A 25,422-nucleotide genomic window follows, 5' to 3' on the forward strand; every position below is an offset into this window, starting at 1 on the left:
TCTTCCGCTGGAGGGCGAACAACTCCCTGTTCGGCGCGGGCGGCGGTCAGGCCGGGAGGGCGACCTCGGCCGGCACCGCGGCAGATGCGCCGCGGACGGCGTGGGCGCCGCCGTCGGCGTGCAGCACGTGGCCGCTGACGACCCGCGAGAGCGGCGACAGGAGGAACAGGGACGCGTCCGCGACCGGCTCGGGGTCGGTGACGTCCCAGCCCAGCGGCGCGGCCTGCTCCCAGGTCGTGGCGAGGCGGTCGAAGCCGTCGATCCCGGAGGCGGCGAGCGTCTCGATCGGGCCGGACGCGACGAGGTTCACGCGGATGCGCTCCTCCCCGAGGTCGCGCGCCAGGTAGCGGGTGACCGCCTCCAGGCCCGCCTTCGCGACGCCCATCCAGTCGTAGTGCGGCCAGGCGACGGTCCCGTCGAAGTCCAGGCCGACGACCGCGCCGCCTTCGGGGGCGGCGGCCAGCTGCGGGCGCAGCGCCACGACGAGGTCGCGCAGCGACACGGCGCTGATGTGGAAGGCGGTCAGCGTCGAGCCGACCGGGGCGTCGAGGAAGTTGCCGCCGATGGCGTCGCCGGGCGCGAACGCGATCCCGTGCAGCAGCCCGTCGAGGTGGCCGAAGCGGTCGGCGACGATCGGGCCGATCGCGGCGAGGTCGTCGGCGTTCGTGACGTCGAGCTCCACGACCTCGGCGGGCTGCGGCAGGCGGCCGGCGGCCCGCTCGGTCATCCGCCGGGTGCGGCCGAACCCGGTCAGCAGGACCTCCGCCCCCTCCTCCTGCGCGCGCCGGGCGACGTGGAAGGCGATCGAGCTCTTCGTGACGACGCCGGTGACGAGCAGGCGGCGCCCCTCCAGCAGACCGGCCATCAGAACGGGATCGCCACGAAGGCGGGGGTCCGGGGACGGGCCAGGGAGGCGAGCGCGTCGTCGACCGACGGCTCCTCGGGCGCGGCGACGGGCTGCTCGCGGCGCCAGAGCACCTCGATCGCCATCCGGGCGACGAGCTGCCCGCCCGCCCCGAGCACCTTCACGCGGCAGGTGACCATGCCGGCCTGGTCGTCGAGGTCGCGCAGCGCCTCGATCGTCGCCTCGGCCCGGATCGTGTCCCCGAGCCGGACCGGCCGCTTGAACGTCAGGTCCTTGACGCGGCGCAGCGCGACGATCCGCTCGAACGGCAGCTGCAGCAGGCCGACCGCGTAGGACGCGATCAGCATGCCGTGCGCGACGCGCCCGCCGAACGGGCCGTCGGCGGACCACGCCTCGTCGACGTGCTGGGGGTGGAAGTCGCCGGTGAGCGTGGCGAAGGCGACGACGTCCGCCTCGGTGACGGTGCGCCCCCGTCCGGGGACGCTCGCCCCCTCCTGCAGGTCGTCGAACCACGGTGCGGTGCCGAACATCGGTCAGGCCTCCTAGAGCGGGATGTTGTGGGCGCGGGGCGTGCTGCGGGTCCGGCCGGCGAGCAGCCGCATCGCCCAGGCGACGCGGTCGCGGGTGTCGGCCGGGTCGATGCGCTCGTCGACCCAGCCGCCGGTCGCGGCGACCCGCGAGTCGAGCTGCTGCTCCTCGTAGACCGCGGCGAGGCGGGAGCGCTCGGCCACGGGGTCCTCCGCGGCGGCGAGCTCGCGCTTGTTGACGAACTGGACGGCCTGCGGGGCGCCCATCACGCCGAGCTGCGCGGCCGGCCAGGCGAACGTCATGTCGGCGCCGAGCGCCCCGGAGTTCATCGCGATGTGCGCGCCGCCGTAGCTCTTGCGCAGCACGAACGTGATCTTCGGGACGTCGGCCTCCGCGAACGCGTGGACGAGCTTCGCGCCGTGGCGGATCACGCCCGCGGACTCCTGCCGGGTGCCGGGCAGGAAGCCCGGGGTGTCGACGAGCACGACGAGCGGCAGGCCGAACAGGTGGCAGGTGCGCACGAACCGCGCGGCCTTCTGGGCGGCGTCGGCGTCGATCACGCCGCCGAGATGGCGCGGCTGGTTGGCGAGCACCCCGACCGGGGAGCCCTCCACGCGCGCGAACGCGGTGACGATGTTGCGCGCCCAGCGCGGGGCGAGCTCGAGCATCGCGCCGCGGTCGACGACGTCGCCGATCACGTCGCGGACGTCGTAGACCTTGCGGTGCTCGGCCGGGACGTGCCGGCCCGGGTCGGCGTGCTCGTGGGTGTACGGGCGCTGCGGCAGCGGACCGCCCGCGAACGACGGCAGGTAGGACAGCGCGCGGCGCGCGAGCTGCACGGCCTGCGCCTCGTCCTCGCCGACGAGGTGGCAGACCCCGTTGGTGGACTGCACGCGCGGGCCGCCGAGCGCGGCCGCGTCGACGTCCTCGGCCATGACCTCGCGCACCACCCCGGGGCCGGTGAGGAACATCGCGGCCTCGCGGGTCATGATCACGAGGTCGGTGAGCGCGGGCGCGTACGCGCCGCCGCCGGCGGACGGCCCGCAGACGACGCTGATCTGCGGCACGACCCCGGAGAGCTTCACGATCCGGTGGAAGATCTCGCCGTACCCGGCGAGCGCGGCGAGGCCCTCCTGCAGGCGGGCGCCGGCGCTGGAGACGAGGCCGACGACCGGCACCTGGGCCCGCTCGGCGATGTCCATGGCGCGGCAGATCGACATCGCGTGCGCGGCGCCGAGCGAGCCGCCGAGCGCCTTGGGGTCCTCGGCGTAGACGACGACCGGGCGGCCGTCGATCTCCCCGGAGCCGACGGCGACGCCGTCCCCGTCCCCCGCGCGGTCGGTGAACGGGGAGCGGACCTCGCTGCGCAGCACGCGCAGCGAGCCCGGGTCGCAGAGCCGCTCGAGTCGCTGCACGGTGGTCAGCGGCGCGGCGGGCGCGGCCGGCGTCGGCGCGGCGGCCGCGGCGGGCGGACGGCCCGGGAACGGGGCGCGCGGGCGGCCGATCGGGACCTCGGTCTCCGCCATCCCGGCGGTGCGCATCGGGGTGCTCATGCGGCGGCTCCCTGCAGGCAGACGACGGCGTTGTGGCCGCCGAAGCCGAACGAGTTGGACAGCGCGACCGGCGGCCGGTCGCGGACGGCGAGCGGCTTGGCCTGCCCGGGCACGTAGTCGAGCTCCATGCCGTCCTCGCGCTCCTCCCAGCCGAGCGTCGGCGGCGCGACGCCGTCGCGCAGCGCCATGATCGTCGCGATCGACTCGACCGCCCCGGCGGCGCCGAGCAGGTGGCCGATCGCCGACTTCAGCGACGACACGGGGATCTCGCGGGCGCGGTCCCCGAGCGCGCGCTCGATCGCGAGCGTCTCGGCGCGGTCGTTCAGCGGGGTCGAGGTGCCGTGCGCGTTGACGTAGTCGACGTCGGCGGCGGCGAGCTTCGCGTCCAGGAGCGCGCGGGCGATCGCCTCGGCCGCCCCCCTCGCCCTCCGGGTGCGGTGCGGTCAGGTGGTGCGCGTCGGACGTGGCGCCGTAGCCGGCGATCACGCCGAGGATCTCCGCACCGCGGGCGCGGGCGTCCTCCTCGCGCTCGAGGACGAGGACACCGGCCCCCTCCCCCATGACGAAGCCGTCGCGGCGCGCGTCGAACGGCCGCGAGATCCCGGAGGCGGACGTGGCGTCCAGCGCGGCGAACGCCGCGTGGGTGAGCGGCGTGAGCGCGGACTCCGCGCCCCCGCAGACGACCGCGTCGGCGTCCCCGGCCCGGACCATGCGCATGGCGGCGCCGATCGCGTGCGCGCCCGCCGCGCACGCGGACACGACGCCGAAGGACTCGCCGCGCAGGCCGTGGTGCATCGCGACCTGCCCGGCGGGGGCGTTGGGCATCATCATCGGCACGCTCAGCGGCGGCACCTTCTCGGGGCCGCGGTCGCGGAGCATGTCGTGGCCGTGCTCGAGCGTCGTCACGCCGCCGATGCCGGTGCCGAGCACGCAGGCGACGCGTGACGCGTCGTACGGCAGCCCGGCCGCGAACCCGGCCTGCTCGAGCGCCTCGTGGGCGGCGGCGAGCGCGAGCTGCGTGCAGCGGTCGGCGCGCCGCGCCTCCTTGCGGCTGAGGACCGTCGTCGGCTCGAAGTCGGAGCAGGCGCCGATGCCGGCCTCGATCCCGCTGCGCGCGCCGACCCAGCCCTCGTGGAGCTGCGCGGCGCCGACGCCCAGCGGGGTGACCGCTCCGACCCCGGTGACGACGACGCGGCTCATGCGGCCTTCGCGACCACGCGGTCGATGAGGTCCGCGACGATCGTGATGCCCTTGACGTCGTCGCCCTTGATCTCGACGCCGAGCTCGTCGTCGAGGACCTGCGCGAGCTCCGCGAGGTCGAGCGAGTCGATGTCCAGGGCGGTGATCTCGGCGTCGCGGGTCAGCAGCTCCTCCTCGACGCCGAAGCCCTTCAGCGCCTCGAAGATGACGGCCTCGACGGCCTCGGGGGTGACGGTGGTGGACGACATGTGGGGTTCCTTTGCTCTCTGGGTGTGCGGGTCTAGGCGGACAGTCCGCCGTCGACCACGAGGGTGGTTCCGGTGACGTAGGCGGCGGCGTCGGAGACGAGGAAGGCGATTGCCGCGGCGATTTCCTCGGGGGTCCCGAGGCGGCGCGCGGGGATGCTCCGGGCGAGCTCGTCGGTCGGCAGGTCGGCGGTCATGTCCGTCGCGATGAAGCCGGGGGCGACCGCGTTGACGGTGACGCCGCGGCGCGCGACCTCGACCGCGGCGGTGCTGGTGAACGCCATCAGCCCCGCCTTCGCGGCGGCGTAGGCGGGCTGGCCGGCGTTCGCGCGCAGTCCGGCGATCGAGCTGACGTTCACGACGCGACCGTGGCGGGCGCGCAGCATCGGGCCGAGCGCGCGGCGGGTCAGCCGGAACGCGGCGCTGAGGTTCGTGTCGATCGTCGTGTCCCAGCCGGCGTCGTCGAGCTGGGCGGTGAGCCCGTCGACGCGCACCCCGGCGTTGTTGACGAGGACGAGGACGCGGTCGCCGAGCCCTTCGGCGGCCCCGTCGAGCAGCCGCACGTCGGCGTCGGGGTCGGTGACGTCCGCCTGGATCGCCACGGCGCGCCCGCCGAGCTCCTCGATCGAGGCGACGACCGCGCGGGCCTCGTCGGCGCCGGAGCGGTAGGCGACGGCGACCGGATGCCCGGCGGCGGCGAGGGCGCGGGCGGTCGCGGCGCCGATGCCGCGCGAGCCGCCGGTGACGAGCGCGGGCGCGCGGACGGCGACCGCCGGGGCGGCGGGACGGTCGGGCGTGGTCTGCGTGGCGGTGCTCATGCGGGCTCCTGGAGGGCGGTGGTCGGGTCGGCGGTCGGCAGGCCCCAGCGCACGACGCTGCCGCCCCAGGTGAACCCGGCGCCGAAGGCGGCGAGCAGCACGAGCGCGCCGTCGGGCAGGCGGCCCTCGTCGGCGGCGAGCGACAGCGCGACGGGGATCGAGCCGCCGGAGAGGTTGCCGACGTGCTCGATGCAGTCGACGACCCGGTCGTCGGCGATCCCGAGGCGGCGGCCGACCGCGGCGGTGATGCGCTGGTTGGCCTGGTGCATGACGACGAGATCGATGTCCTGCAACGTCACGCCGGCGGCGGCGCAGGCCTGGAGCGCCATGTCGGACAGCCGGGTGATGGCGGTGCGGAAGGTCTCGTGGCCGTCCATGTGCAGCGGCGTGTCGACGCCCGCGTGGATGTGTGGGGCGCCCGCGCCGTCGGCGCCGAGCAGCACCGGCCCGACCCCCGCCGGGCCGCCGCCCGGGTCCGGGTCGGCGGCGCGCAGGACGGTCGCGGCGGCGCCGTCGCCGAACAGGCCGGCGGTGGCGCGGTCGTCCGGGTCGACGAGGCGGGTGCGGATCGCGTCGGCCCCGACGAGCAGCACGGTGCGCGCGCGCCCGGTCTCGATCTGGGCGGCGGCGACGGTGAGGCCGGCGAGGTACCCGGTGCACGCGGCCCCCACGTCCATCGCGAACGCGCCGCTCGCCCCGAGGCGGTCGGCGAGCAGCGGCGCGAGCGCCGGGCAGCGCTGGTCGGGCGTGATCGTGCAGACGAGGACGAGGTCGACGTCGGCCGCGGTCAGGCCGGCGCGGGCCAGCGAGCCGCGCGCCGCCGCCTCGCAGAGGTCGGTGAGCAGCTCGCCCTCGGCGAGCACCCGGCGTGAGCGGATGCCGGTGCGGCTGACGAGCCAGTCGCCCTCGACGCCGAGCCGGGCCGCGATCTCGTCGGTGCCCAGCACGGTGGCGGGGAGCGCGTGGCAGGCCGCGCCGATCGTCGCGACGCGCAGCCCGGCGGGCCGGGCGGGCGCCGCCGGGGCGACCGTCGCGGTCGCGGTCTCAGGCGACATCGGCGGCCTCCCGCACGGTGTGGACGTGGACGTCGGGCGCGTCGAGGATCCGGCCGACGAGCTTCGCGAGGACGTCGCCGGGGCCGGTCTCGATCCAGCGGCGCACCCCGGCCTCGTGGAGCGCGAGGACCGCCTCGCGGAACCGCACCGGGGAGGTCAGCGCCTGCGAGAGCACGGCGACCGGGTCGGTGACCGGCGCGACGGTCGTCGGCGAGAACGCCGCGGAGCCGACGGGCACGTCGGTGAAGGTCGCGGCGTGCAGCGCCGCCTCGAAGCCGTCGCGGGCGGCGGCCATCGCCGGGGAGTGGAACGCGCCGGTGACGTCGAGGCGCAGCGCGCGCAGCCCGACGCCACGCGCCCCGCGGGCGGCGGCCTTCGTGTCGGCCTCGCTGCCGGCGAGCACGACCTGCCCGGGCGCGTTGTCGTTGGCGACGGTGAGCCCGAAGGAGTCCGCGAGCTCGGTGGCCTGCTCGATCGTGCCGCCGAGGACCGCGACCATGCCGCCCGTGCCCGCGGCGGCCATGAGCCGCCCGCGCTCGGCGGCGAGGGCGAGGGCGTCGAGCTCGTCGAGCTGCCCGGCGGCGACGAGCGCCCCGAGCTCGCCGAGCGAGTGGCCGAGCGCGACGACCGGCCCGTCGAGCGTCGGGGCCAGCTGCGAGAAGCGCGCGAGCGCGGCGCAGAGGATCGCGGGCTGCGCGAACGCGGTGCTCTCCGCGGCGCGCGGGAACGGGTCCTCCCCCACGACCTCGACGACGTGGGCGAGCAGGTCCGGCCGCAGGGCCGCGGTCTCCGCGGCCATCTCGGCGGTGTGGCTCCCCTGTCCCGGGAAGAGGATGGCGGTGCTCGGCATCCCGTCGAACCTCCCACCGTCGGCGGGCGCGGTGCGGGGCCCGCGGGTGTGGTCCCCGCCGGTCCGGGGGTCGCCCGCGGGCCGACCCGACGAACGGCGGGGGACGGTCAGGCGACGAGCCCGAGGCGCTGCGCGCGCTGCACCGCCTCGGCCCGGTTGCGGACCTCGAGCTTGCGGTACACGGCGCTGGCGTGCTCCTTCACCGTGTGCGGCGAGAGGTGCAGCGTGGCGGCGATCTCGGCGTTCGTGGCGCCGGTCGCGATCAGCTCGAGGACGTCCCGCTCGCGCGGCGAGAGCGACGCGGCGGGCGTGTCGGGCGCCTCGGCGAAGACGGTGCGGCCGTTGCCGAGCGCCCGGACCGCGTCGGCGACCTTGTCGGCCGGCCAGTCCTTGGGGACGAACCCGCGGGCGCCCGCGGCGCGTGCCGCGGCGGCGCTGATCCGGCCCGCCCCGGAGATGAACGCGACCCGCGTGGACGGCGAGACCTCGAGGATCCGCGAGCAGATCTCGGGTCCGGACTCCTCGGCGACGAACAGGTCGACGAGCGCCACGTGCGGGCTGCCGCGGCGCGCGAGGTCCTGCGCCTCGTCGCCGGTGCGGGCGTGCAGGCAGCCGCGGACCCAGGGCTGGCGGCCGAGCATCAGCCGCAGCCCCCAGTGGACGACGTCGTGGTCGTCGACGATCAGGACGCGCAGGCGCGGCCCGTCGTAGCTGCTGCCCTCGTCGTTCACGACGGCAGCGGTGCCGTCAGCCTGACCCGCCATGTGCTCTCCTCCGCTCGACCGAACTCCACGAGACCTCCCGCACCCAGTGCCTCGAACGCGGCGAGCCGCAGGCCCAGGCCGGTCGACGGGACCGTCGGCGTCGCGTCCGGCACCCCGTCGTTGACGACCTCGAGCCGGAACGCGTCGCCGTGGGCGCCGACGCGCACGACCACGGTGCTGGCGCGCGCATGCTTGCGGACGTTGCGGACGGCCTCGCGCAGCACCGACGCGGCCAGCGCGTCCAGCGCGGCGGGCACCGGGCCGTCCTGCTCGACGGTGACCGCGGGCCCCGCCTCGCGGGCGACGAGCCGCCCGAGCTCGTCCTGGAAGCCCGGGGCGTCCGGGCGCGTCACGCGCGCGAGCGGCCGCTGGACGACGTCGCGCAGCTCCTGGAGCGCGGTCTCGACCTCGGCGGCGCAGCGCGCGCGGTCCTCGGCGTCGAGCGGGCCGTCGCCCGCGAGCGCGAGCGACACGCCGAACAGCCGCTGGATCGCGTGGTCGTGGACGTCGCGGGCGAGGTCGATCCGCTCGGCCAGGCGCCGCGTCTGCTCCTGCTGGCGGGTGGCGAGCCGGGCGGCGGCGGCGAGCGCCGCGAGCTTGCCCAGGAGGAACAGCGCCTCGCGCTCCTGCGCCTGGAGGGGGTGCGGGTCCTTGCGGTCGACGAGCACGACCCCGAACCACTTGCCGCCCGCGGACATCGGCGAGCAGGCGACGTGCTCGGCGTTGAACCGCTCGACGAGCTCGGGCGGGATGTCGCGCTCGACCTGCGGGCCGGCCTCGACGACCGCGTCGTCGCTCAGGGCGCGCAGCGCGATCGGCACGGTCCGCGCGGTCACCTGGAGGTCGGCGAACGCGGACGCCTCGATGCCGTGCGCGCCGACGCTGCGCACGCGGCGCTCCTCGTCGTCGTAGAGGAAGATGATCGCCCGGTGCATGCCGGCCATGCGGCAGGCGGCCTCGGCGAGGCGGTCGTAGAACGGCGCCCCCGGCGACACGTGCTCGACGTCGGCGAGCAGCGAGACCATCTGGTGCAGGGCGTCGACGGTCGGGGTGCTGGTCACGTCGCCCATCATCGCTGCTGCGCCGCCCCCCGCGGTGCCGGGAGGCCCCGCTCGGGCCCCCGTCGCCCCCCGAACGGCGGGGACCCCCGGCGCGCGGGCGCGCCCCGTCCGGCAGTACCGTGCGGCGCGTGACCGCGACCGACTGGACCGCGCTGCTGGCGGCCGACACCCGCCACGTCTGGCATCCCTACGGCCCGATCCCGGCGGCGGTGCCCCCGCGGCCGGTGGTGGGCGCGCGCGGCGTGCGACTCGAGCTCGACGGCGGCCGCGAGCTGATCGACGGCATGTCCTCGTGGTGGTGCGCGATCCACGGCTACCGCCACCCGGTGCTCGACGCGGCGGTGACCGGGCAGCTCGGCCGCATGGCGCACGTGATGTTCGGCGGCCTCACGCACGAGCCGGGCATCCGGCTGGCGCAGCGGCTCGTGGAGCTGTCCCCCGCGGGCCTCGAGCACGTCTTCCTCTGCGACTCGGGCTCGGTCAGCATCGAGGTCGCGATCAAGATGGCGCTGCAGTTCCAGCGGGCCGCGGGACGGCCGGGCCGCACGCGGCTGCTGAGCCTGCGCGGCGGCTACCACGGGGACACCTTCGGGGCGATGGCGTTGTGCGACCCGGTGGGCGGCATGCACCAGCTGTTCACCGGCGTGCTGCCCGCGCACGTGTTCGCCGACCGGCCGCCGCGCGGCGTCGACGCCCCCGTCGACGAGGCGTACCTCGCGCACCTCGACGCGCTCGTCGCCCGCCACGCGCACGAGCTCGCCGCCGTCGTCGTCGAGCCGGTCCTGCAGGGCGCGGGCGGCATGCACCCCTACGCCCCGGCGTACCTGCGGCGGCTGCGCGAGCTCTGCGACGAGCACGGCCTGCTGCTGCTCGCCGACGAGATCGCCACCGGCTTCGGCCGGACCGGCGCGCTGTTCGGCTGCGACCACGCCGGGATCGCCCCGGACATCCTCACGGTCGGGAAGGCGCTCACCGGCGGCTACATGACGCTCGCCGCTGCGCTGTGCACGACGCGGGTGGCGGAGGGCATCAGCGGCGGCGAGGGCGGCGCGCTGATGCACGGCCCGACGTTCATGGCCAACCCGCTGGCGTGCGCGACCGCGCTCGCGAGCCTCGACCTGCTCGAGCGGCCCGCGCGCGAGGGCGGCACCGAGTGGCGGCGCGCGGTCCCGGCGATCGAGACGGCGCTGCGCGACGGCCTGGCGCCGGCGCGGGGGCTGCCCGGGGTCGCGGACGTGCGGGTGCTCGGCGCGGTCGGCGTGGTGCAGCTCGACCATCCGGTCGACGTCGCGGCCGCGACCGCGGCGGCGATCGCGCAGGGCGTGTGGCTGCGGCCGTTCCGCGACCTCGTCTACACGATGCCCCCGTACGTGTGCGAGCCCTACGACGTCGACCGGATCGCGGCCGGCGTCGTCGCGGCCGCGGCCGCCGGGTAGGGCCTGGGCCCCTAGACCTCGATCCGGCGGATCCGCAGCCAGCCGGCGAGGAGCGCCCCGCCCGACCAGGCGGCGACCATGAGGATCGCGGCAACGACGCTCACGCGGTCCTCGGGCTCGGCGTCGTCGAACGTCAGCCGGTCGATGCCGAGGCTGAGCACGAGGTGGCGGAACCAGTCGTCGATGAGCGTCAGCGCCGACAGCAGGTTGACGCCGACGAGGCTGAGGACGAGCGCGACCGCGATCGCCGGACCGGTGGAGCCCATCAGGGCACCGACGCCGAACGCGAGCGCCCCGTAGGCGAACGACTGCAGGAAGACCGCCCAGAACGCCGCGAGCACGTCCCCGACGGTGGTGGCGTCCGCGCCGTTGAGCGGCACGACGACCGAGCCGATGGTCATCGTCAGCGTGGCGGCGCCGGTGAGCGCGACGCAGACCGCGACGAGCGCGCCGACCTTGGCGAGGTACAGGCGCCCGCGGGAGGTGCCGGTCAGCAGCTGGTAGCGCAGCGTCCCGGCGGCGCGCTCCTCGCTGCCCAGGCGGGCGCCGACGAGCGACGCGAGGATCGTGGCGATGAGCGTCGTCGCGTAGGAGAAGTCCTCGACGAACTGCCCGCCGCCGTCCCCGTCGACCGTGTCGGTGATCGTCAGCAGGACGATCAGCAGCACGAGCGCGCTGGGCAGCAGCAGCGTCGTGAACCACAGGCCGCGACGGCGGCGCAGCTTCAGCAGGTCGGCGGCGACGAGCGCGATCACGCGGGTCCTCCCCCGGACGCCTCACGGGTGATGTCGAGGTAGCGCCGCTCGAGCGACAGCGCGTCGACGCGCAGCTCGGCGAGCCCGATCCCCGCCTCGACCAGCGCGCGGCTGACCGCGATCGCGGTCTCGCGGCCGCCCTCGCAGGTCACGGCCAGGACGGGCTCCCCGTCGGGGCCGGCGCTCGGCGCGACGCGCGTCACGCCGGTGACGCGGCCGAGCAGGTCGGTCGCGCGCGCCGGGTCGTCGCAGTCGAGGATCAGGGTGCGCGTGCCGGTGGCGCCGTGCAGGAGCTCGCGGACGGTGGTCTGGGTGATGATGCGGCCCTGCTCGACGATCGCGACCTCGTCGCAGAGCTTCTGCATCTCGTCGAGCAGGTGGGAGGACAGGAAGACCGTGCGGCCCTCCTCCTCGACCATGCTGCGGATCAGGGTGCGGAACTCCGCCATGCCCTCGGCGTCGAGGCCGTTGGTGGGCTCGTCGAGCACGAGCAGCTGCGGGTCGCCGAGCAGGGCGCGGGCGACGCCGAGCCGCTGGCGCATGCCCATCGAGTAGCCCTTGACCTTCTCGTCACCGCGGCCGGGCAGGCCGACGCGGTCCAGCAGCGACGGGATCCGCGCCGCCGCGCCGTCGCCGACGAGCGGGGCGTGCACGCGGAGGTTCTCGACCCCGGTGAGGTGCGGGTGGAAGCGCGGCTCCTCGACGATCGCCCCCACGCTGGAGAGCGCGAGCGACGGGCGCTGGGCGACGTCGTGCCCGCCGATCAGCACGCGGCCGGTGTCGGGCCGCGCGAGGCCGAGCAGCAGCCGGATCATCGTCGTCTTGCCGGCCCCGTTGGGTCCGGAGGAAGCCGAAGCAGACGCCGGGTCGGACCGCGAGGTCGACGGCGTCGACGGCGATCCGCGCGCCGAAGCGCTTGGTGAGTCCCTGGGCGTCGATCAAGGTCACGCGGGCGGGAGGCTACGGGAGCCCGCGGCCGGACGCGCCGCGCCCGGAGGACCCTCCAGTGCCATGACGGCCCGGGCGCCCGCGCGCGACTCGTGGTGCATAGGCTGACGGCATGGACTTCTCGCTCTCCCCCGAGCTCACCGCGCTGCAGGAGCGCACCGCCGCGTTCGTCCGCGACGTCGTGCTGCCCCTGGAGGACCGCGACCGGGCGCCCGGGCACGGTCCCGACGACGCGCTGCGCGCCGAGCTGCAGGACGCCGCGAAGGACGCGGGCCTGTTCGTCCCCCACCTCGGAGCGGAGCTCGGCGGTCTGGGGCTCGACGTCCGCGGCCAGGCGGTCGTGTTCGAGGAGGCCGGACAGTCGCTGCTCGGACCGCTGGCGCTGAACTGCGCCGCCCCCGACGAGGGCAACATGGCGATGCTCGAGAAGATCGCCTCGCCCGAGCAGGTCGAGCGGTTCCTGCGCCCGCTGGCCGAGGGCCGCACGCGCTCGGCGTTCGCGATGACCGAGCCGCCGCCCGGCGCGGGCTCGGACCCGTCGATGCTGCGCACGGTCGCCGAGCGCGTCGACGGCGGCTGGAGCATCAGCGGCGAGAAGTGGTTCATCACCGGCGGGGAGGGCGCGGCGTTCGCGATCGTCATGGCCCGCACCGGGGAGCGCGGCGCGACGATGTTCCTCGTGCCCGCCGACACGCCGGGCTACGAGGTGCTCGAGTCGGTCGACACGATCGACCGGATCAGCCCCGGCGGGCACGCGCACATGCGCTTCACCGACGTGCGGGTCGCCGACGACCAGGTGCTGGGCGCGCCCGACGAGGGCTTCCGCTACGCGCAGGTGCGCCTGGCCCCTGCGCGGCTGACGCACTGCATGCGCTGGCTCGGGCTGGCGCGCCGCGCCCTGGACGTGGCGATCGACCGCGCCAACGAGCGCGAGGCGTTCGGCTCGCGCCTGGCCGACCTCGGCCTCGCCCAGCGGCTGATCGCCGACAGCCTCATCGACGTCGAGACGAGCCGCGCGATCATCCAGAAGACCGCCTGGATCCTCGACACGGGCAACGGCAACCCGACCATGGCGTCGAGCATCGCGAAGGTCCACGTCAGCGAGGCGGTCGGCCGGATCGTCGACAACGCGGTCCAGCTGTGCGGCAGCGACGGGATCCTCGCGCACCCGCTCGGGCGGATGGTCGCGGAGGTCCGGCCGTTCCGGATCTACGACGGGAGCAACGAGACGCACCGCTGGTCGATCGCGCGGCGCGCGGCGAAGGCGCGCCGCAGCGCCGGCGAGCGCTGACGTCGACCCGGGACGACGCGCGCCCCGGCGGGGCCGGGGCGCGGTCGTGGGACGGGGTCGGGTGGGGGCTCAGCCGGCGGCGCCGGGCAGCTTCCAGTAGGAGGTCTGCAGGCGCGAGCCGGCGAGGTTCATCTCGAGGTGCACGTGGTCGGTGTGCGGGTTGGGGCCGCCGTAGGAGCGGACGAGGACCGAGGTGCCGCGGACGCTGTACTGCTTCTTGTTCCAGATCCAGTACTGGACGCCCATGGCGCGCGCCATCGCGGCGCCGTTGGCGCTCATGCGGCGGGTGAAGTCCGCGACCTGCTTGCGGTGCTTGGGGCTGCCCGCGTCACGGAACCAGTCGTTGGCGCGACCGACGCCGTGGATGCTCGTCTTGCTCGGGTTCGCGGTGTTCGGACGGCAGTTGTAGCCGCCGATCGACGCCTTGCCGTAGTTCGCGCGGAGCCAGGCCTGCATGCGCTTGGCGCCCGGGGTGAAGCCGCCGGTGCAGTTGCGCCCGCCGGCCCAGGCGGCGGCGTCGTCGTAGCGCGCCGCGTCGGGGGCCTTGGTGACGTCGCGCGGGAAGCCGCCGGCGCCCGGCGACGGGCTCGGGGCCGGCGTCGGGTTCGGCGCGGGCGTCGGGTTGGGCGCCGGGGTGGAGCCGGAGCCGCCGCGCGCGCAGCCCGCCTGGGCGCTGGCGCGGCAGACGCGCATCGAGGAGGTTCGGTCGTTGAACGCGAAGAGGCCGTAGTAGGCGGTGCCGCTCGTCGCGCAGAGGACGTTGGACTGGTCGCCGCCGTAGTTCAGGCCGTCGAAGAGGCGGATGCAGTACCCGTCCGCGATCGCGACCGAGGACCGCGTGTTGCTGACGTTGTAGACCTTGCCGTCGTAGTTCGTGAAGGCGCGGAAGTTCGGGCGGTCGCCCTCGACGCCGATCTTCACGATGACCGAGCCGCCACCGCAGTTGCCGTCGGCGAACAGCTGCACCTTCGCGAAGCCGGCCTTCGCGCCGGCGGGACAGTAGGGGGCCGCGGCGGCGGGCCCGGCACCGGCGCCGAGCGCGGTGACCGCGAGCGCCGCGGCGCCGGCGAGCGCACCGGCGAGACGGGGGAGCTTCATGTGGGGTTCTCTTCCTTGCACGTTGACGGTGGTGGTCCCGGGGACCTCGTTCCCCGGATGCCCGCCAGTCAACCGCGTCGCGGGTCGCACGGGGCGCCCTTCTCAGAGGACTCTCACGAAGCCCTGGTGGCAGGGAGCCGTCGGGGCGATGCTGTGGGATGTGCCGATGCGGGGACCGAGCGAGCAGACGGCCGACAGGCGCGCGACTGCGCCGGCGCACACCACGCACGCGGCGGCGCGGCGATGACCGACCCACGGACCGGCGCGCTCGTGGCGTCGCTGCACGAGCACGCGCAGAAGGCGCGCAGCGCGGCCGCCGGGATCGAGGATCCGTCCACCCGCCGGGCGGTCGAGGAGCTGGCGGCGGCCGTGCAGGAGCTCGCCCGGCACCTCAAGCGCACGGACTGACCGACGGCGCCCCGCCCCCGCTACCCGGCGAGCTGCCCGAGCGACGCCGCCGCCCGCCGCCCGCGTTCGGCGGTGGCCGTCACCGCGAGCTGCCCGTCGTCCATCTCCTGGCTCCAGCACGCGACGAGGTCCCCGACGGCGGCGACCCGCATGCCGGACCCGTCGTCGTTGACGCCGCCGGGCGGCAGCTCGGGCGCCCCCGGCCGGCGCTCGAACAGGGCCGCCGCCAGCAGCGAGAGGTCGCCGCGGCGGTGCTGGTGGAACGTCAGGCGACCGCGCGCGCCGCCGGGGAGCTGGCCGGCGAGCACGCCGCGGGAGCGTCCCGGCACCGGAAGCGCCGGGTAGGCGCGGTGCAGCGCGTCCGGGTCCTCGCGCCGCAGGCCCCACTGCGCGGCGGCGTCGTCGAGTGTCGCGCCCCAGCGGTCGGCGTCCTGCATCGGCTCCTCGGCGGGCGCGGGCGGCAGCGGGAGGTGAAACCGCGTGTCCGGGTGCGGTGGCGGCGCGGCGACGTCGGCCACCGCGTCGGCGAGCGCGAGCGCGTGTGCGACGAGCGCGTCGAGCCGCCCCGGGTCGGCGACGAAGCCGCCGACGCGCAGGGCGACGAGCGCGGTCCCCGCCTCGAACGAGACGTACGGTCCGGCGAGCGCGCCGAGCGCCCCGGCGGCGCGGGGCAGCAGCCGCTCCCACGCGGCGGGCTCGAACGCGTCCCGGCCGCGCAGCCGGTAGCCGGCGAGGCCGTGGGGGTCCAGCGGCGGCCCGTCCGCGTTGCGCAGCCGGTCGGCGGAGCGCACGGTGAACCGGGACAGCAGCGCGGCTTGCGGCACGTGCAGGACGACGGCCGTGACCGGCACCGTCGCGGTGTCCGCGGGGAACGGTCCGGGCGCGTCACGCACACCGCTGAAGTGGTGGGCGAGCGGCAGCAGGTCGGTCAGGCGTAGGTCGCCGCGCAGCCTGACCTTCGCGAAGTCGCCGCCCATCGCGAGCCGGTGGCCGGAGTGCTCGGAGGTCGCGAACCCGATCTCGAGCAGCTCGTGCTGCACGACGCCCTGTCGGCGGTCGCCGAGGCGTCCGGCGCAGCAGTTGTGGATGTACTCGTTCCACCGCGGGACGCCGCCCAGGACGCGCAGCTGGCGTCGGTCGCCGCCGAAGTGCAGGTCGCGCTCGGCCGCGTAGGCGCGCAGGTCCGCCGACGGCCGGCCGGCCCGGGCCTCGTCGACGTCCTGCGTGGCGAAGGCCGCCCAGGAGACGGGGGTGGTCCGGGTGCGTCGTCTGCCCATGTCCTCTCCAACGCGCGCGGGCGCCGGGACTTACGAGCCCCGCGGCATCAGCTCGCAGAAGAACGCGGCGAGCTCGACGCCGTCAGGTGTCGGGCCGCCCCCGATCGTGGCGGGCAGCTCGCCCTCGTAGAGCCAGCTGGTGGGGGTCGGCTGGCGGCCGGGGACGATGAGGTAGGAGCCGGGCCGTCCGGTGTCGGGCCACGGGCTCGGCACGCCGCCCTGGGTGATGCCGGCGTTCGGGACGACGGGCAGCGCGTCGATCGGCTGACCGGGCCCGAACGCCGGGAGGCCGACCGGCCCCCACTTCGCCTTCTCGAGCTCCCCGAGCCGGGCGAGCAGGTCGTCGCGCAGCGCGGCGTAGCCGCGGTCGTTGGCGAGGTTGCGGATCTCGTACGGGTCCTCCCAGGTGTCGTACAGCTCGTACTCCTGGGAGGCGACGAACTCCGGGCCGGCGAACCAGCCGTCCTTCACCGCGACGTAGCGCGCGAACTTGTAGCGCCCGTCGAAGAACGCCCGGATGTGGGTGTTGGTGGGCTTCTCGTTGCCGACGCTCGTGATCGCGAACTCGTCGATCCGGTAGAGGATCTCGCTGCGCGGGCCGGGCGACTCGGGCTGCTCGAGCGCGGACACGAGCGACACGCCGCGCAGCCACGGGAACCGCGCCACCGGGTCGGCGACCCCGCCGAGCTCGAGCAGCGTGGGCAGGAGGTCGACCTGCTCCCCGAGCGCGCGCGACCGCCCGCCCGCCGGGAACCGCTTCGGGTACACGACGGTGAACGGGATGCGGTTCTGCTCGTCGTACATCGTGGTGCCCTTGTTCTGCAGGCTGTGCGCGCCGCCGAGCTCCCCGTGGTCGGCCGTGCGGACGAGCACCGTGTCCTCGAGCACCCCGAGGTCGATGACCTTCTTGATCATCGCCTGGAGCATCTCGTCGGTCCCGACGATGAGGTCGCAGTAGAGGTTGAGCAGCGAGCGCACGTAGCCCTCCCGCCGCGCCCCGCCCGCGGGGGTGCCGCTGATGACCTCGACGACCTTGCGGAACCGCTCCTGGCCCGAGGGCTTGTCGTCGAGCTTCGGCTCCTCGAACCACGACGGGTCGGGCTCCATCCCGTAGTCGGGTCGTTCGAAGTCCACGGCGAAGCCGCGCGGGTAGTACTGGATGTCGTGCGGGTTGAGCAGCGACAGGATGCACAGCCAGGGCTGCTCGTCCTTCCCGTGCGCGTCGAGCCAGTCGAGCGCCTGCCGCGTCCAGATCGGGTCGTTGACGTAGCCGTCGTTGTAGGCGGAGACGTCCGAGGGCGGGGAGATGACGGAGTCGTCGAACCCGTTGCCGCGCAGCGGGTTGCCCTGCAGCGTGTCGAGCGCGCCCTCGGCGCTGGTGGGGATCTCGCCCGGGTAGGAGAGGTGCCACTTGCCGAAGAACGCGGTCCGGTAGCCGATGCTCTTGAAGAGGTCGCCGATCGTCGGGATCGACGGGTCGACGTTGAACTGCGCGCCGACGATGAACGTCCCGTAGAGGCCGGTCTGCGGGCCGTACATGCCGGTCCACAGGCAGCCGCGCGACGGGGTGCAGGCCATCGAGGAGCTGTGGAAGCGGTCGATGTTCGTGCCGTGCTCGTCCATCCAGCAGCGAGCGGGGACCGGGAGGTCGTCCGGGAGCCGGTCGCGGTGGCGCTCCTGGTCGGTCATGAGGATGAGGATGTTCGGCGGGCGCTCGTCGCGGGCCTGCGCGTCGAGCACGGGCGCGAGCGTCGCGGCGGCCCCGAGCTGCGCGGCGCGGGTGAGGAGCGTGCGGCGGTCGATGCTCATGGACGGACCCTCCCGACCTTCCCGGTGGTGGCGCTGACGACGAAGACGTGGCGGCCGGCGACCGCGAGACCGCGCGGGCCGGAGACGGTGGGCAGCCGGCGGCGGCGGCCGCGCGCGTCGATCGACAGCACCGCGGCGGTCTCGGGGAGCGCGGCGAGCCGGCGTCCGCCAGGCGCGTAGGCGACCGCGCCGACGGCGGGCGCGGCGGCGAGCGTGCGCCGCCGCCCGCCGCGGCGGGTCTCGAGCTCGGTGAGGTCCCGGGCGGGGCCGCCGTGGGCGACGAGCAGCCGTGCGCCGTCGGGGCGGATGGCGATCCGGTCGGGCAGCGCGGGGACGTCGACGCGGCGCAGCACGGCGCCGGTGGCGAGGTCGACGTGCACGACGGCGTCCTCGGCCTGCAGCGCGACCCAGGCGCGGTCGTCGTGGACGGCGAGCCCACGCGGGACCGCGCCGAGCGGCACGACGCGGCGCTGCGCGTACCCGGGGCCGGAGAGGACGTGGAGGGTGCCCTCCTGCTCCCCGCCGGCGACGACGATCCGGCGCGGCCGGTCGGTGATCGCGACCGCGAGCGGGGCGGGGCCGACGTCCAGGCGGGTGCGGCGGCCGTCGAGGCCGTGCAGCTCGAGGCCGGGGGCGTCCCAGAACGCGGTGGTGACGGCGAGGAGGCCGCCGCTGGGCGCCCAGGCGAGCTCCGCGGGCTGCCCGTCGAGCGTGACGCGGCGTGTGGCGCGGGTGCGGCGGTCGGTCAGCTCGAGGGTCCGGCGGGCGGCGTGCGCGACGGCGAGGCGGCGCCCGTCGGGGCTGACGGCGATCGACCGGCCGCGGTGGACGACGTCGGGACGCCGGTCGGTGGGGCGCGGGGCCGCCGTGGCGGTGGGCGTAGGCAGCGCCGCGGCAACGGCGAGACCGGCGCCTCCCTGCAGCAGCTGGCGCCGGGTCGGGGTGACGGTCGGGGGCACGGTGGGCGAGCCTAACCACGGATGTGACACGGCGTCAACGCACTGTCACATCGGCCTGCTACGGTCGGTCGGGTGCCCGCCCCGGAGGTCCGTCGGACCCGTCTGCGCGCCGCTCGCGGCGAGAACCGCGCCGCGATCGTCGCCGCCGCGGAGGCGGCGCTGCGTCGCCGGCCGTTCCGGGAGGTGACGGTCGAGGAGGTCATGCAGGACGCGGGGCTCGCGCGGACGCAGTTCTACCGCCACTTCGACGACCTCCCGGACCTCGTGCTGCGGGTCGGGCAGGATGCCTTCGGGGCGCTGCTGGACGCGCACGAGGAGCTGGTCGCCCTCTCCTCGCTGGACCGCGCCGCGCTGGCGGAGGGGCTGCGGCGGGCGGTCGAGGCGTTCGCCGAGCACGGCCCGCTGGTGCGCGCGCTGGGCGAGGCGGCGATCCACGACGCCGCGGTCGAGGCGGTGCTCGACGGCGTGCACGAGCGCTACGTCGCGCTCGTCGCGGGCGTGGTCGAGCGTGCGGCCGCCCAGGGCGCGCCGATCGCGGCACCCCGCGAGACCGCACGGCTGCTGCACCACGCGAACGTGGCGTACCTCACGACCGTGTTCGGGCGCGAGCCGCTGGTCGGCGTGGACGAGGCGCACGCCGCGGTGCTCGGGATGTGGGCGGCGACGCTCGGCCTCGACGACGCGGGCGCGACGCGTCAGGCCCCGTAGCGCAGGCCGTCGAGCGCGAGCCGCAGGATGCGCTCGCGCTGCGCCTCGGCGCTGCAGGGGATCTTCACGATCCCGACGACGAGCTGCAGCAGCTCGACGATCGTCACGTCCTCGCGGACGGCCCCGGCCTCCTGGGCGGCGCGCAGGAGCGGCTCTCCCGCGGCCCAGAGCGCCTCGCGCGAGGTGGCGAACAGCGGCGCGTCGGCGTCGAGGTACTGCAGCAGCTGCCCGGCGAGGGCCTGCTTCGTCGCGATGTAGGCGGCGACGCGGTCGACGAGCCACTCCTCGAGGGCCCCCCACGGGTCGGTCGCGGTGAGCTCGGCGGCGCCGCGGCAGACCTGCTCGACCTCGCCGAGGTAGAGCGCCTCGAGCAGCGCCTGCCGGTTGGGGAAGTTGCGGTAGAGCGTGCCGATGCCCACCTCCGCGCGGCGGGCGATCTCCTCGAGCGCGGTGGACTCGCCGCCCTGGGCGAACGCCTCGCGGGCGGCGGCGAGGATCTTCTCGTAGTTGCGCAGCGCGTCCGCGCGCCGGGGGCGCTGCAGGAGCGCGGGCGCGGCGGTGGACGTGGGATCGATCGAGGTCATGGCGGAACCGTCCTTGACAAAACGGAGGCTGCCTCCATATAGTCCGTCTCGAAACGGAGGCACCCTCCACTTCTTTCTGGAGGCGCCCTCCATTTTAGCGCTCCCCCCTCCTCGTCTCAAGGTCCGGTGCACACCATGACCCCCACCCCGCCCCCGTCACCCTCCCCTCGACCGTCCGTCGACCGCCCCTGGGCGATGCTCGCCACCGTCTGCCTCGCGCAGCTGATGATCGTGCTCGACGCGACGATCGTGAACGTCGCCCTCCCCACCATCCAGGACGACCTCGGCTTCAGCTCCTCGGCGCTGACCTGGGTCGTCAACGCGTTCCTCATCAGCTTCGGCAGCCTGCTGCTGCTCGCCGGCCGGCTCGGCGACCTCGTCGGCCGGCGGACGATCTTCCTGTCCGGCGTCGTGGTCTTCACCGTCGCGTCGCTGCTGTGCGCCGTGGCCCCCAGCGGCGGCGCGCTCGTCGCCGCCCGTTTCCTGCAGGGCGTCGGCGCCGCCGCCCAGGCGTCGGTGATCCTCGCGATCATCGTCACGAACTTCCGCCCCGGTCCCGACCAGGCACGCGCGATGAGCGCCTACGTGTTCGTGTCCGTCGCCGGCGGCTCCCTCGGCCTGCTCGCCGGCGGCCTGCTGACCGAGGCGCTCAGCTGGCACTGGATCTTCCTCGTCAACGCGCCGATCGGCCTGGCGACCGTGCTGCTCGGCCGGCGGTTCGTGCCGCGTGACCGCGGCCTGGGGCTCGGCCACCACGTCGACTGGGCGGGCGCCGCCCTCGTGACGACCTCGCTGATGGTCGGCATCGCCGCGATCGTGCAGGTGAGCACGCACGGCTGGCTCTCCACCCCGGTCCTCGGCCTCGCCGCCCTCGCCGCGGTGCTGATGGCGGCGTTCGTGTCGCTGGAGCGGCGGATCGCCGAGCCGATCATGCCGCTGCGGATCCTCGCCGTCCGCGGCGTCGTGCAGGCCAACGCCGTGCGGTCGCTGCTGGTCGTCGGCATGTACAGCACGTTCTTCCTCGGCACCCTGTACCTCGAGCGCGTCCGCGGCCTGGGCCCGATCGAGACCGGGGCGGCGTTCCTGCCCTGGACGCTCACCGTCGCGGTCCTGTCGCGCGGCGTCACGACCCGCCTGGTCGAGCGCTTCGGGCCGTACCCGGTGCTGCTCGGGGGCATGTCGAGCGCGACCGTCGGCCTCTTCCTGTTCAGCACCGCCGGGACGCAGACCGCGTTCTTCCCGACCGTGTTCCTCGCCTGCTTCGCGATCGGCCTGGGCATCGGCAGCGCCTTCCAGCCGCTGCTCACGATCGCCATGGCCGGCGTCCCGCGCCAGGACGCGGGCCTCGGCTCGGGCGTCACGAACGTCAGCCAGCAGGTGGCGGGCGCCCTCGGCGTCGCCGTCCTCAGCACGATCGCCGACGACCACACCGCGGGCCTCGTCGAGGCCGGCGGTGCGCTGAAGCCCTCGCTCGTCGCGGGCTACCAGCTCGCCTTCACCGTCGCCGCGGCCGTCGCCGCGACCGGCGTCCTCCTCGCCGCCGTGCTGCTGCGCCCCCGTCCGGTGTCGCGCACGGAGCCCATCCCGACCCTGGAGACCGCATGACCCCCAGCACCACCCCCACCCCGGTCACGACGCGCGGCGCCCGCCGCAACGCGCTGGCCCACCGCGCCGACGAGGCCACCATCACCGCGTACCTGCGCGAGCTGTCCGGCGCCCCGTCCGGACGCCCCGCCCGCCCGGCGACGCGCCGGGTCGAGGCGCAGCGGTCGCGCTGCACCGCGGCGCGCGCGAGCATCCAGGGCTGACGCGGCCGGCGGGCACGTCGTCCGCGCCAACGCGAAGAGGCGCCGGAGATCCGTGCTGAACGGTCCTCCGGCGCCTCTTCTCCTGGTGTCCCCGACTGCTCGGGGAGGTGCTTCTCGGGTCTGTGCTGCTCGATCGGGGCGCCCGGATTCGAACCGGGGACCTCACCGACCCGAACGGTGCGCGCTACCAGGCTGCGCCACGCCCCGGGATCGGCCTGCAGTATCTCACGGACGGGCCTTGCGGTGCCGTGCGGTCCCGCCCGCGCCCGCCCTGGCGCGCGGCCGCGCACGCCGCGCATGCGACGCCCGGGCGCCGGGCACGCCCTCGCCGTGCCCCCGTCGAGCGCGCCCACCCGCCGTCCCCGCGTCCGCCGCTCCGATCCGTCGGGCCCCGGATGGCGCCTGCGTCGCCGCGGGCGGGGCTTCGAGCTGCTCGACCAGCGGGGTCGGCGCATCCGCGGGACCGAGCATCGCGACCGCGTCCGCGCGCTCGCGATCCCGCCCGCCTGGAAGGACGTGTGGGTCTGCCCCGACCCGCAGGGCCACGTGCAGGCGACCGGCACCGACGCGGCCGGCCGGCGCCAGTACCGCTACCACCCCGACCACGTCGCGCGTCGGTCGCGCGCGAAGTTCGACTGCACCGCCCGGTTCGCGCGCGCGCTGCCGGACCTGCGCGCCCGGGTCGACGCGGACATCGCCGGGGACGACCGCGACGAGGCGACCGTGCTGGCCTGCGTCGTGCGGCTGCTGGACCGCGGGTTCTTCCGGGTCGGCACCGAGACCTACGCCGCGAAGAACCGCACGTTCGGCCTCACGACGCTCGAGAAGCGCCACGTGCAGATCGCGCACGACGACGTGCTCGTCTTCGACTACACCGCCAAGCACGGGCGGCGTCGGGTGCAGAACGTCGTCGACGCGCGTGCCGCCGAGATCGTCGGCACCCTCCGGCGCCGTCGCAGCGGCGGCGATCGGCTGTTCGCACACCGCGACGCGACCGGCTGGCACCCCGTCCGCGCGGAGGCCGTCAACGCGTACATCCGCGAGGCGACCGGGCTGGACGACGTCAGCGCCAAGGCCTTCCGGACGTGGAACGCCACCGTGCTCGCGGCGGTCGCGGTCTCGATCGCGGAGCCCGCGGCGGGCACCTCGCGGCGCGCGCAGGAGCGCGTGATGAAGCGCGCGGCGGACGAGGTCGCCCGCTACCTCGGCAACACGCCCGCGGTGTGCCGGTCCTCCTACATCGACCCGCGCGTGTTCGACCGCTGGACCGCGGGCGAGACGGTCGCCGAGGCGGTCCTGGACCTCGCCGCGCTCCCCGACCCCGGGGTGCTCGCCACCCACGGCTCGATCGAGGCGGCGGTCCTCGACCTGCTCGGCGGCTGACCGCTCAGCCGCCGCCCGCGACCGCGGAGAAGTACCGCACCGCCAGCCCGGTCACGAGCGTCTGGAAGGCCGTCTCGACGCTCGTGCCCTCCGTCGTCGCCCAGGCGCGCAGCCCCTGCTGCTCGATGTCGACGCTCTGCGCCAGCACGTCCTCGACGAGCTCGGGGTGCCGGTCGCAGAAGTACGCGCCGATCGAGTACAGGCTGGAGTCGGTCAGCGAGGCGGCGAAGTCGTCGTCCGCGAGCGTCGGATCGGGCACGCCGTCAGTGTGCCAGGCCCGCCCCACGTCACCGCGCGGCACGGGCCCGGGGACGCTCAGGGCGCGAGCGCCCCGGTGACGGCGGACGTCGCGTCGCCCAGCGCGTCCGCGACCCCGGTGCGCGGGTCGGGCGTCGCCCCCTGCGGCGTCGGGACGACGGTCTGCGGCGCAGGCACCGACGGCAGCGCCGAGACGACGTCCTCGACCGCCTGCGTGAGGTCCTCCTGGCGGCTCGACGGCGGGCGGCCGTCACCGGTGGCCGTCGCGGTCGGGTCACCGGTCTGCAGCGGCAGCTTCAGCGCGTCGGCGGGCGCGACGGCCGGGGCCGACGGCGCGTCGCCGGTGCTGCCGCCGCCGAGCAGCGGGGCGACCGGGGAGGTCTCGCGCACGGCGTCGGCGGTGGTGCCGGCCACGCCGGCGGCCGACGGGCCCGACGGGCTCGCCGGGGCGGGTGTCGCGGTCGCGGCCGCCGACGGCGCGGGCCGGACGGCGCCCGTGGCGGTCCCCGCGGGACGCTCCGCGGTCGCCGCCGCCGGGGCGGCCGAGCGCTCGGGCACGGCACCGAGCCCCTCGGTCACGGCGTTGCCGGGCAGCCCGGCGCGGAGGTCGATGCGGTCGTCGCCCCCGACCTGACCGGCGCCGAGCCCGGCGACGGCGATCGTCGCGGCAGCCACGGCGGCCTTCGCCCAGCCGGCGACCGCCGGGTCGACGGCAGCGGACATCTGCGCGCTCCACTGGGCGACGGCGGGTGCGTGGTGCCCGGCGGCGAGCCCGGAGCCGAGGCCCCCCCTCGTCGCCCTCCAGGCGCCGGCGCAGGAACGCGGGCAGCGGCAGCAGCGCCGCGAGGCGGCTGCGCACGGGTCGCGGCCGCAGCACGGCGAGGTCGAGGCCGGCGAGGTGCGCCTCGCGACGGCAGGACTGGCAGTGCGCGACGTGCTTGCCGAGCTTGCGCTGGTCGCGAGCCCCGAGCGCGGTCTCCGCGGCCTGGGCGATGATCAGCTGCACGCGCGAGCAGCGCTCGCCGGAGCTCAGCTCCTCGTACTCCTCCGAGAGCCGTCGGCGGGCGCGGAACAGCGTCGACTCCACGGAGGCGCGGCTCATGCCCAGGCGCTCGCCGATCTCGCGGTAGCTCAGGCCCTCGAGCTCGCGCATGACGAGGATCTGGTGGTGCGTCTCGCTGAGCCCGCCGAACGCGCCGCGCAGGTGGTCGATCGACATCTTCTGGTCGACCGCCACGTCGGGGGCGGGCCCGGTCGTCACGAGCTTGCCGTAGTCGACTGCCCCGAGGCCCTCGTCGGCGTCGTAGGAGACCTCCTCGGTGCGCCGCGACCGCCGGAACTGGTCGATGCAGGCGTTCTTCGCGATCTCGTACACCCAGGGCTTGAACGCGATCGGCCGGTCGGTCTCCCGCATGCGGCGCAGCGCCGACATGAACACGTCCTGCGCGATGTCCTCCGCGCGGCCGTAGTCGCCGACCATCCCGAAGATGTAGGCGGCGATCCGCCGGTGGTAGCGCTCGTAGAGCAGCTCGAACGCCTGGTCGTCCCCGCGCCGGACCGCGGCGACGAGGTCGGGGTCCGTCGTGTCGGTGTTCGCCCGGCAGACGGGGACGAACGTGGGAGCGGTGGCAGCGATGGTCGTTCTCCTGGACCCGGGTGGCGGCAGCGGCGGCGTCCGTGCGCCGCACCGGGCGCGAACTCTAGCGTTCAGTGGAGGCCCCGGGCAAGGCGTGGCGTGCAGGTTCGGCCCGCTGGACAATC

At 75.7% G+C, this 25,422-nt stretch carries 26 protein-coding genes, 1 tRNA gene and 2 pseudogenes; 7 read left to right on the plus strand and 22 right to left on the minus strand.

Features of this window, described 5'->3' with window-relative positions; translation table 11 throughout:
* Positions 1–46: 46 nt before the first annotated feature.
* The 11 genes and pseudogenes from fabI to GKE82_RS08110 all read right to left on the minus strand — a co-directional run bounded on the left by fabI (position 47) and on the right by GKE82_RS08110 (position 8,939).
* A complete protein-coding gene (fabI, locus tag GKE82_RS08065) occupies positions 47–865 on the minus strand; it encodes an enoyl-ACP reductase FabI (protein WP_154732949.1) in 819 nt (272 codons plus the stop codon).
* Positions 865–1,395 (minus strand): MaoC/PaaZ C-terminal domain-containing protein, encoded by a 531-nt coding sequence (locus GKE82_RS08070; protein WP_107571318.1) that lies wholly within the window; start codon positions 1,393–1,395, stop codon positions 865–867. The genes fabI and GKE82_RS08070 overlap by 1 nt, the downstream gene beginning before the upstream one ends.
* A gap of 12 nt (positions 1,396–1,407) precedes the next feature.
* Positions 1,408–2,946: an acyl-CoA carboxylase subunit beta gene (locus GKE82_RS08075; RefSeq protein WP_230316596.1), complete on the minus strand. Its 1,539-nt coding sequence runs from the start codon at positions 2,944–2,946 to the stop codon at positions 1,408–1,410.
* Entirely contained in the window at positions 2,943–3,350 is a 408-nt protein-coding gene (locus GKE82_RS28100) for a hypothetical protein (protein WP_309233800.1), read from the minus strand. Before GKE82_RS28100 ends, GKE82_RS08075 begins: the two co-directional genes overlap by 4 nt.
* A 169-nt stretch (positions 3,351–3,519) precedes the next feature.
* Positions 3,520–4,146: pseudogene (locus GKE82_RS28105) on the minus strand (beta-ketoacyl synthase N-terminal-like domain-containing protein); the annotation flags it as partial.
* Complete coding sequence (locus GKE82_RS08085; RefSeq protein ID WP_107571316.1) at positions 4,143–4,394, minus strand: phosphopantetheine-binding protein; 252 nt, start codon at positions 4,392–4,394, stop codon at positions 4,143–4,145. The gene GKE82_RS08085 and the pseudogene GKE82_RS28105, both read right to left, overlap by 4 nt.
* A 32-nt stretch (positions 4,395–4,426) precedes the next feature.
* Positions 4,427–5,209, minus strand: coding sequence for a 3-oxoacyl-ACP reductase FabG (fabG, locus tag GKE82_RS08090; protein ID WP_154732950.1), 783 nt, complete (start codon positions 5,207–5,209; stop codon positions 4,427–4,429).
* Positions 5,206–6,264 (minus strand): 3-oxoacyl-ACP synthase III family protein, encoded by a 1,059-nt coding sequence (locus GKE82_RS08095; protein ID WP_154732951.1) that lies wholly within the window; start codon positions 6,262–6,264, stop codon positions 5,206–5,208. Before GKE82_RS08095 ends, fabG begins: the two co-directional genes overlap by 4 nt.
* The gene (locus GKE82_RS08100) at positions 6,254–7,114 is read right to left on the minus strand and encodes an ACP S-malonyltransferase (protein ID WP_154732952.1); all 861 of its coding nucleotides are present in this window, start codon (positions 7,112–7,114) and stop codon (positions 6,254–6,256) included. The genes GKE82_RS08095 and GKE82_RS08100 overlap by 11 nt, the downstream gene beginning before the upstream one ends.
* 107 nt (positions 7,115–7,221) lie before the next feature.
* Positions 7,222–7,878 (minus strand): response regulator transcription factor, encoded by a 657-nt coding sequence (locus GKE82_RS08105; protein WP_107571372.1) that lies wholly within the window; start codon positions 7,876–7,878, stop codon positions 7,222–7,224.
* Complete coding sequence (locus GKE82_RS08110) at positions 7,842–8,939, minus strand: sensor histidine kinase (RefSeq protein ID WP_158276997.1); 1,098 nt, start codon at positions 8,937–8,939, stop codon at positions 7,842–7,844. Before GKE82_RS08110 ends, GKE82_RS08105 begins: the two co-directional genes overlap by 37 nt.
* 119 nt (positions 8,940–9,058) lie before the next feature.
* Here GKE82_RS08110 and GKE82_RS08115 point away from each other — a divergent pair, with 119 nt between their 5' ends.
* Positions 9,059–10,375 (plus strand): adenosylmethionine--8-amino-7-oxononanoate transaminase, encoded by a 1,317-nt coding sequence (locus GKE82_RS08115; protein WP_375336990.1) that lies wholly within the window; start codon positions 9,059–9,061, stop codon positions 10,373–10,375.
* A gap of 11 nt (positions 10,376–10,386) precedes the next feature.
* Here the strand turns inward: GKE82_RS08115 and GKE82_RS08120 are convergent, their stop codons facing one another.
* Positions 10,387–11,130 carry an ABC transporter permease gene (locus GKE82_RS08120; RefSeq protein ID WP_107571310.1) on the minus strand — a complete coding sequence of 248 codons (744 nt, stop codon included), beginning with the start codon at positions 11,128–11,130 and terminating at the stop codon, positions 10,387–10,389.
* A pseudogene (locus tag GKE82_RS08125) lies at positions 11,127–11,960 on the minus strand (ABC transporter ATP-binding protein); the annotation flags it as partial. The pseudogene GKE82_RS08125 and the gene GKE82_RS08120, both read right to left, overlap by 4 nt.
* A 230-nt stretch (positions 11,961–12,190) precedes the next feature.
* On the opposite strand from GKE82_RS08125, the gene GKE82_RS08130 reads away from it, so the two are divergent.
* Entirely contained in the window at positions 12,191–13,369 is a 1,179-nt protein-coding gene (locus GKE82_RS08130; RefSeq protein ID WP_154732954.1) for an acyl-CoA dehydrogenase family protein, read from the plus strand.
* A gap of 69 nt (positions 13,370–13,438) precedes the next feature.
* Here the strand turns inward: GKE82_RS08130 and GKE82_RS08135 are convergent, their stop codons facing one another.
* On the minus strand, positions 13,439–14,467 hold the full coding sequence (locus GKE82_RS08135; protein WP_154732955.1) for a hypothetical protein: 1,029 nt from the start codon (positions 14,465–14,467) through the stop codon (positions 13,439–13,441).
* 243 nt (positions 14,468–14,710) lie between these two features.
* On the opposite strand from GKE82_RS08135, the gene GKE82_RS08140 reads away from it, so the two are divergent.
* Positions 14,711–14,875: a hypothetical protein gene (locus GKE82_RS08140; protein ID WP_154732956.1), complete on the plus strand. Its 165-nt coding sequence runs from the start codon at positions 14,711–14,713 to the stop codon at positions 14,873–14,875.
* A gap of 20 nt (positions 14,876–14,895) precedes the next feature.
* Here GKE82_RS08140 and GKE82_RS08145 read toward each other — a convergent pair whose 3' ends face one another.
* The 3 genes from GKE82_RS08145 to GKE82_RS08155 are packed head-to-tail and all read right to left on the minus strand — an operon-like array spanning position 14,896 to position 18,920.
* Complete coding sequence (locus GKE82_RS08145; protein WP_154732957.1) at positions 14,896–16,152, minus strand: hypothetical protein; 1,257 nt, start codon at positions 16,150–16,152, stop codon at positions 14,896–14,898.
* A gap of 30 nt (positions 16,153–16,182) precedes the next feature.
* On the minus strand, positions 16,183–17,961 hold the full coding sequence (locus GKE82_RS08150) for a sulfatase-like hydrolase/transferase (RefSeq protein WP_154732958.1): 1,779 nt from the start codon (positions 17,959–17,961) through the stop codon (positions 16,183–16,185).
* The gene (locus tag GKE82_RS08155; protein WP_154732959.1) at positions 17,958–18,920 is read right to left on the minus strand and encodes a YncE family protein; all 963 of its coding nucleotides are present in this window, start codon (positions 18,918–18,920) and stop codon (positions 17,958–17,960) included. Before GKE82_RS08155 ends, GKE82_RS08150 begins: the two co-directional genes overlap by 4 nt.
* Before the next feature lie 72 nt (positions 18,921–18,992).
* Between GKE82_RS08155 and GKE82_RS08160 the strand changes: the two genes are divergently transcribed.
* Positions 18,993–19,628, plus strand: a complete 636-nt coding sequence (locus tag GKE82_RS08160) for a TetR/AcrR family transcriptional regulator (protein WP_154732960.1) — start codon at positions 18,993–18,995, stop codon at positions 19,626–19,628.
* Here the strand turns inward: GKE82_RS08160 and GKE82_RS08165 are convergent.
* Positions 19,616–20,212, minus strand: a complete 597-nt coding sequence (locus tag GKE82_RS08165; protein ID WP_107571302.1) for a TetR/AcrR family transcriptional regulator — start codon at positions 20,210–20,212, stop codon at positions 19,616–19,618. The genes GKE82_RS08160 and GKE82_RS08165 overlap by 13 nt on opposite strands.
* Positions 20,213–20,347: 135 nt before the next feature.
* On the opposite strand from GKE82_RS08165, the gene GKE82_RS08170 reads away from it, so the two are divergent.
* Positions 20,348–21,817, plus strand: a complete 1,470-nt coding sequence (locus tag GKE82_RS08170) for an MFS transporter (RefSeq protein ID WP_154732961.1) — start codon at positions 20,348–20,350, stop codon at positions 21,815–21,817.
* Complete coding sequence (locus GKE82_RS08175) at positions 21,814–22,020, plus strand: hypothetical protein (protein ID WP_107571300.1); 207 nt, start codon at positions 21,814–21,816, stop codon at positions 22,018–22,020. The genes GKE82_RS08170 and GKE82_RS08175 overlap by 4 nt, the downstream gene beginning before the upstream one ends.
* A gap of 133 nt (positions 22,021–22,153) precedes the next feature.
* Here GKE82_RS08175 and GKE82_RS08180 read toward each other — a convergent pair.
* Positions 22,154–22,227: transfer RNA gene (locus tag GKE82_RS08180), tRNA-Pro, on the minus strand.
* Positions 22,228–22,317: 90 nt separating this feature from the next.
* Here GKE82_RS08180 and GKE82_RS08185 point away from each other — a divergent pair.
* Complete coding sequence (locus GKE82_RS08185) at positions 22,318–23,403, plus strand: DNA topoisomerase IB (RefSeq protein ID WP_154732962.1); 1,086 nt, start codon at positions 22,318–22,320, stop codon at positions 23,401–23,403.
* 4 nt (positions 23,404–23,407) lie between these two features.
* On the opposite strand, the gene GKE82_RS08190 is transcribed toward GKE82_RS08185, so the two are convergent.
* The 3 genes from GKE82_RS08190 to GKE82_RS08195 are packed head-to-tail and all read right to left on the minus strand — an operon-like array spanning position 23,408 to position 25,420.
* On the minus strand, positions 23,408–23,662 hold the full coding sequence (locus GKE82_RS08190) for a hypothetical protein (protein ID WP_107571298.1): 255 nt from the start codon (positions 23,660–23,662) through the stop codon (positions 23,408–23,410).
* A gap of 56 nt (positions 23,663–23,718) precedes the next feature.
* Positions 23,719–24,051: a hypothetical protein gene (locus tag GKE82_RS26875; RefSeq protein ID WP_196189113.1), complete on the minus strand. Its 333-nt coding sequence runs from the start codon at positions 24,049–24,051 to the stop codon at positions 23,719–23,721.
* Complete coding sequence (locus tag GKE82_RS08195) at positions 23,936–25,420, minus strand: RNA polymerase sigma factor (RefSeq protein WP_196189114.1); 1,485 nt, start codon at positions 25,418–25,420, stop codon at positions 23,936–23,938. Before GKE82_RS08195 ends, GKE82_RS26875 begins: the two co-directional genes overlap by 116 nt.
* Positions 25,421–25,422 lie beyond the last annotated feature (2 nt).

It is taken from the genome of Conexibacter sp. W3-3-2 (assembly GCF_009707605.1).
In the GTDB taxonomy this organism is placed as follows: Bacteria; Actinomycetota; Thermoleophilia; order Solirubrobacterales; family Solirubrobacteraceae; genus Paraconexibacter; species Paraconexibacter algicola.

Bases quoted from the DNA above. Each gene is read 5' to 3' on its own strand.
- fabI (WP_154732949.1), bottom strand. From the start codon at position 865: ATGGCCGGTCTGCTGGAGGGGCGCCGCCTGCTCGTCACCGGCGTCGTC.
- GKE82_RS08170 (WP_154732961.1), top strand. From the start codon at position 20,348: ATGACCCCCACCCCGCCCCCGTCACCCTCCCCTCGACCGTCCGTCGAC.
- GKE82_RS08135 (WP_154732955.1), bottom strand. From the start codon at position 14,467: ATGAAGCTCCCCCGTCTCGCCGGTGCGCTCGCCGGCGCCGCGGCGCTC.
- GKE82_RS08185 (WP_154732962.1), top strand. From the start codon at position 22,318: ATGCGACGCCCGGGCGCCGGGCACGCCCTCGCCGTGCCCCCGTCGAGC.
- GKE82_RS08085 (WP_107571316.1), bottom strand. From the start codon at position 4,394: ATGTCGTCCACCACCGTCACCCCCGAGGCCGTCGAGGCCGTCATCTTC.
- GKE82_RS08145 (WP_154732957.1), bottom strand. From the start codon at position 16,152: ATGGGCAGACGACGCACCCGGACCACCCCCGTCTCCTGGGCGGCCTTC.
- GKE82_RS08105 (WP_107571372.1), bottom strand. From the start codon at position 7,878: ATGGCGGGTCAGGCTGACGGCACCGCTGCCGTCGTGAACGACGAGGGC.
- GKE82_RS08070 (WP_107571318.1), bottom strand. From the start codon at position 1,395: ATGTTCGGCACCGCACCGTGGTTCGACGACCTGCAGGAGGGGGCGAGC.
- fabG (WP_154732950.1), bottom strand. From the start codon at position 5,209: ATGAGCACCGCCACGCAGACCACGCCCGACCGTCCCGCCGCCCCGGCG.
- GKE82_RS08150 (WP_154732958.1), bottom strand. From the start codon at position 17,961: ATGAGCATCGACCGCCGCACGCTCCTCACCCGCGCCGCGCAGCTCGGG.
- GKE82_RS08165 (WP_107571302.1), bottom strand. From the start codon at position 20,212: ATGACCTCGATCGATCCCACGTCCACCGCCGCGCCCGCGCTCCTGCAG.
- GKE82_RS08075 (WP_230316596.1), bottom strand. From the start codon at position 2,946: ATGAGCACCCCGATGCGCACCGCCGGGATGGCGGAGACCGAGGTCCCG.
- GKE82_RS08130 (WP_154732954.1), top strand. From the start codon at position 12,191: ATGGACTTCTCGCTCTCCCCCGAGCTCACCGCGCTGCAGGAGCGCACC.
- GKE82_RS08140 (WP_154732956.1), top strand. From the start codon at position 14,711: ATGACCGACCCACGGACCGGCGCGCTCGTGGCGTCGCTGCACGAGCAC.
- GKE82_RS08175 (WP_107571300.1), top strand. From the start codon at position 21,814: ATGACCCCCAGCACCACCCCCACCCCGGTCACGACGCGCGGCGCCCGC.
- GKE82_RS08100 (WP_154732952.1), bottom strand. From the start codon at position 7,114: ATGCCGAGCACCGCCATCCTCTTCCCGGGACAGGGGAGCCACACCGCC.
- GKE82_RS08095 (WP_154732951.1), bottom strand. From the start codon at position 6,264: ATGTCGCCTGAGACCGCGACCGCGACGGTCGCCCCGGCGGCGCCCGCC.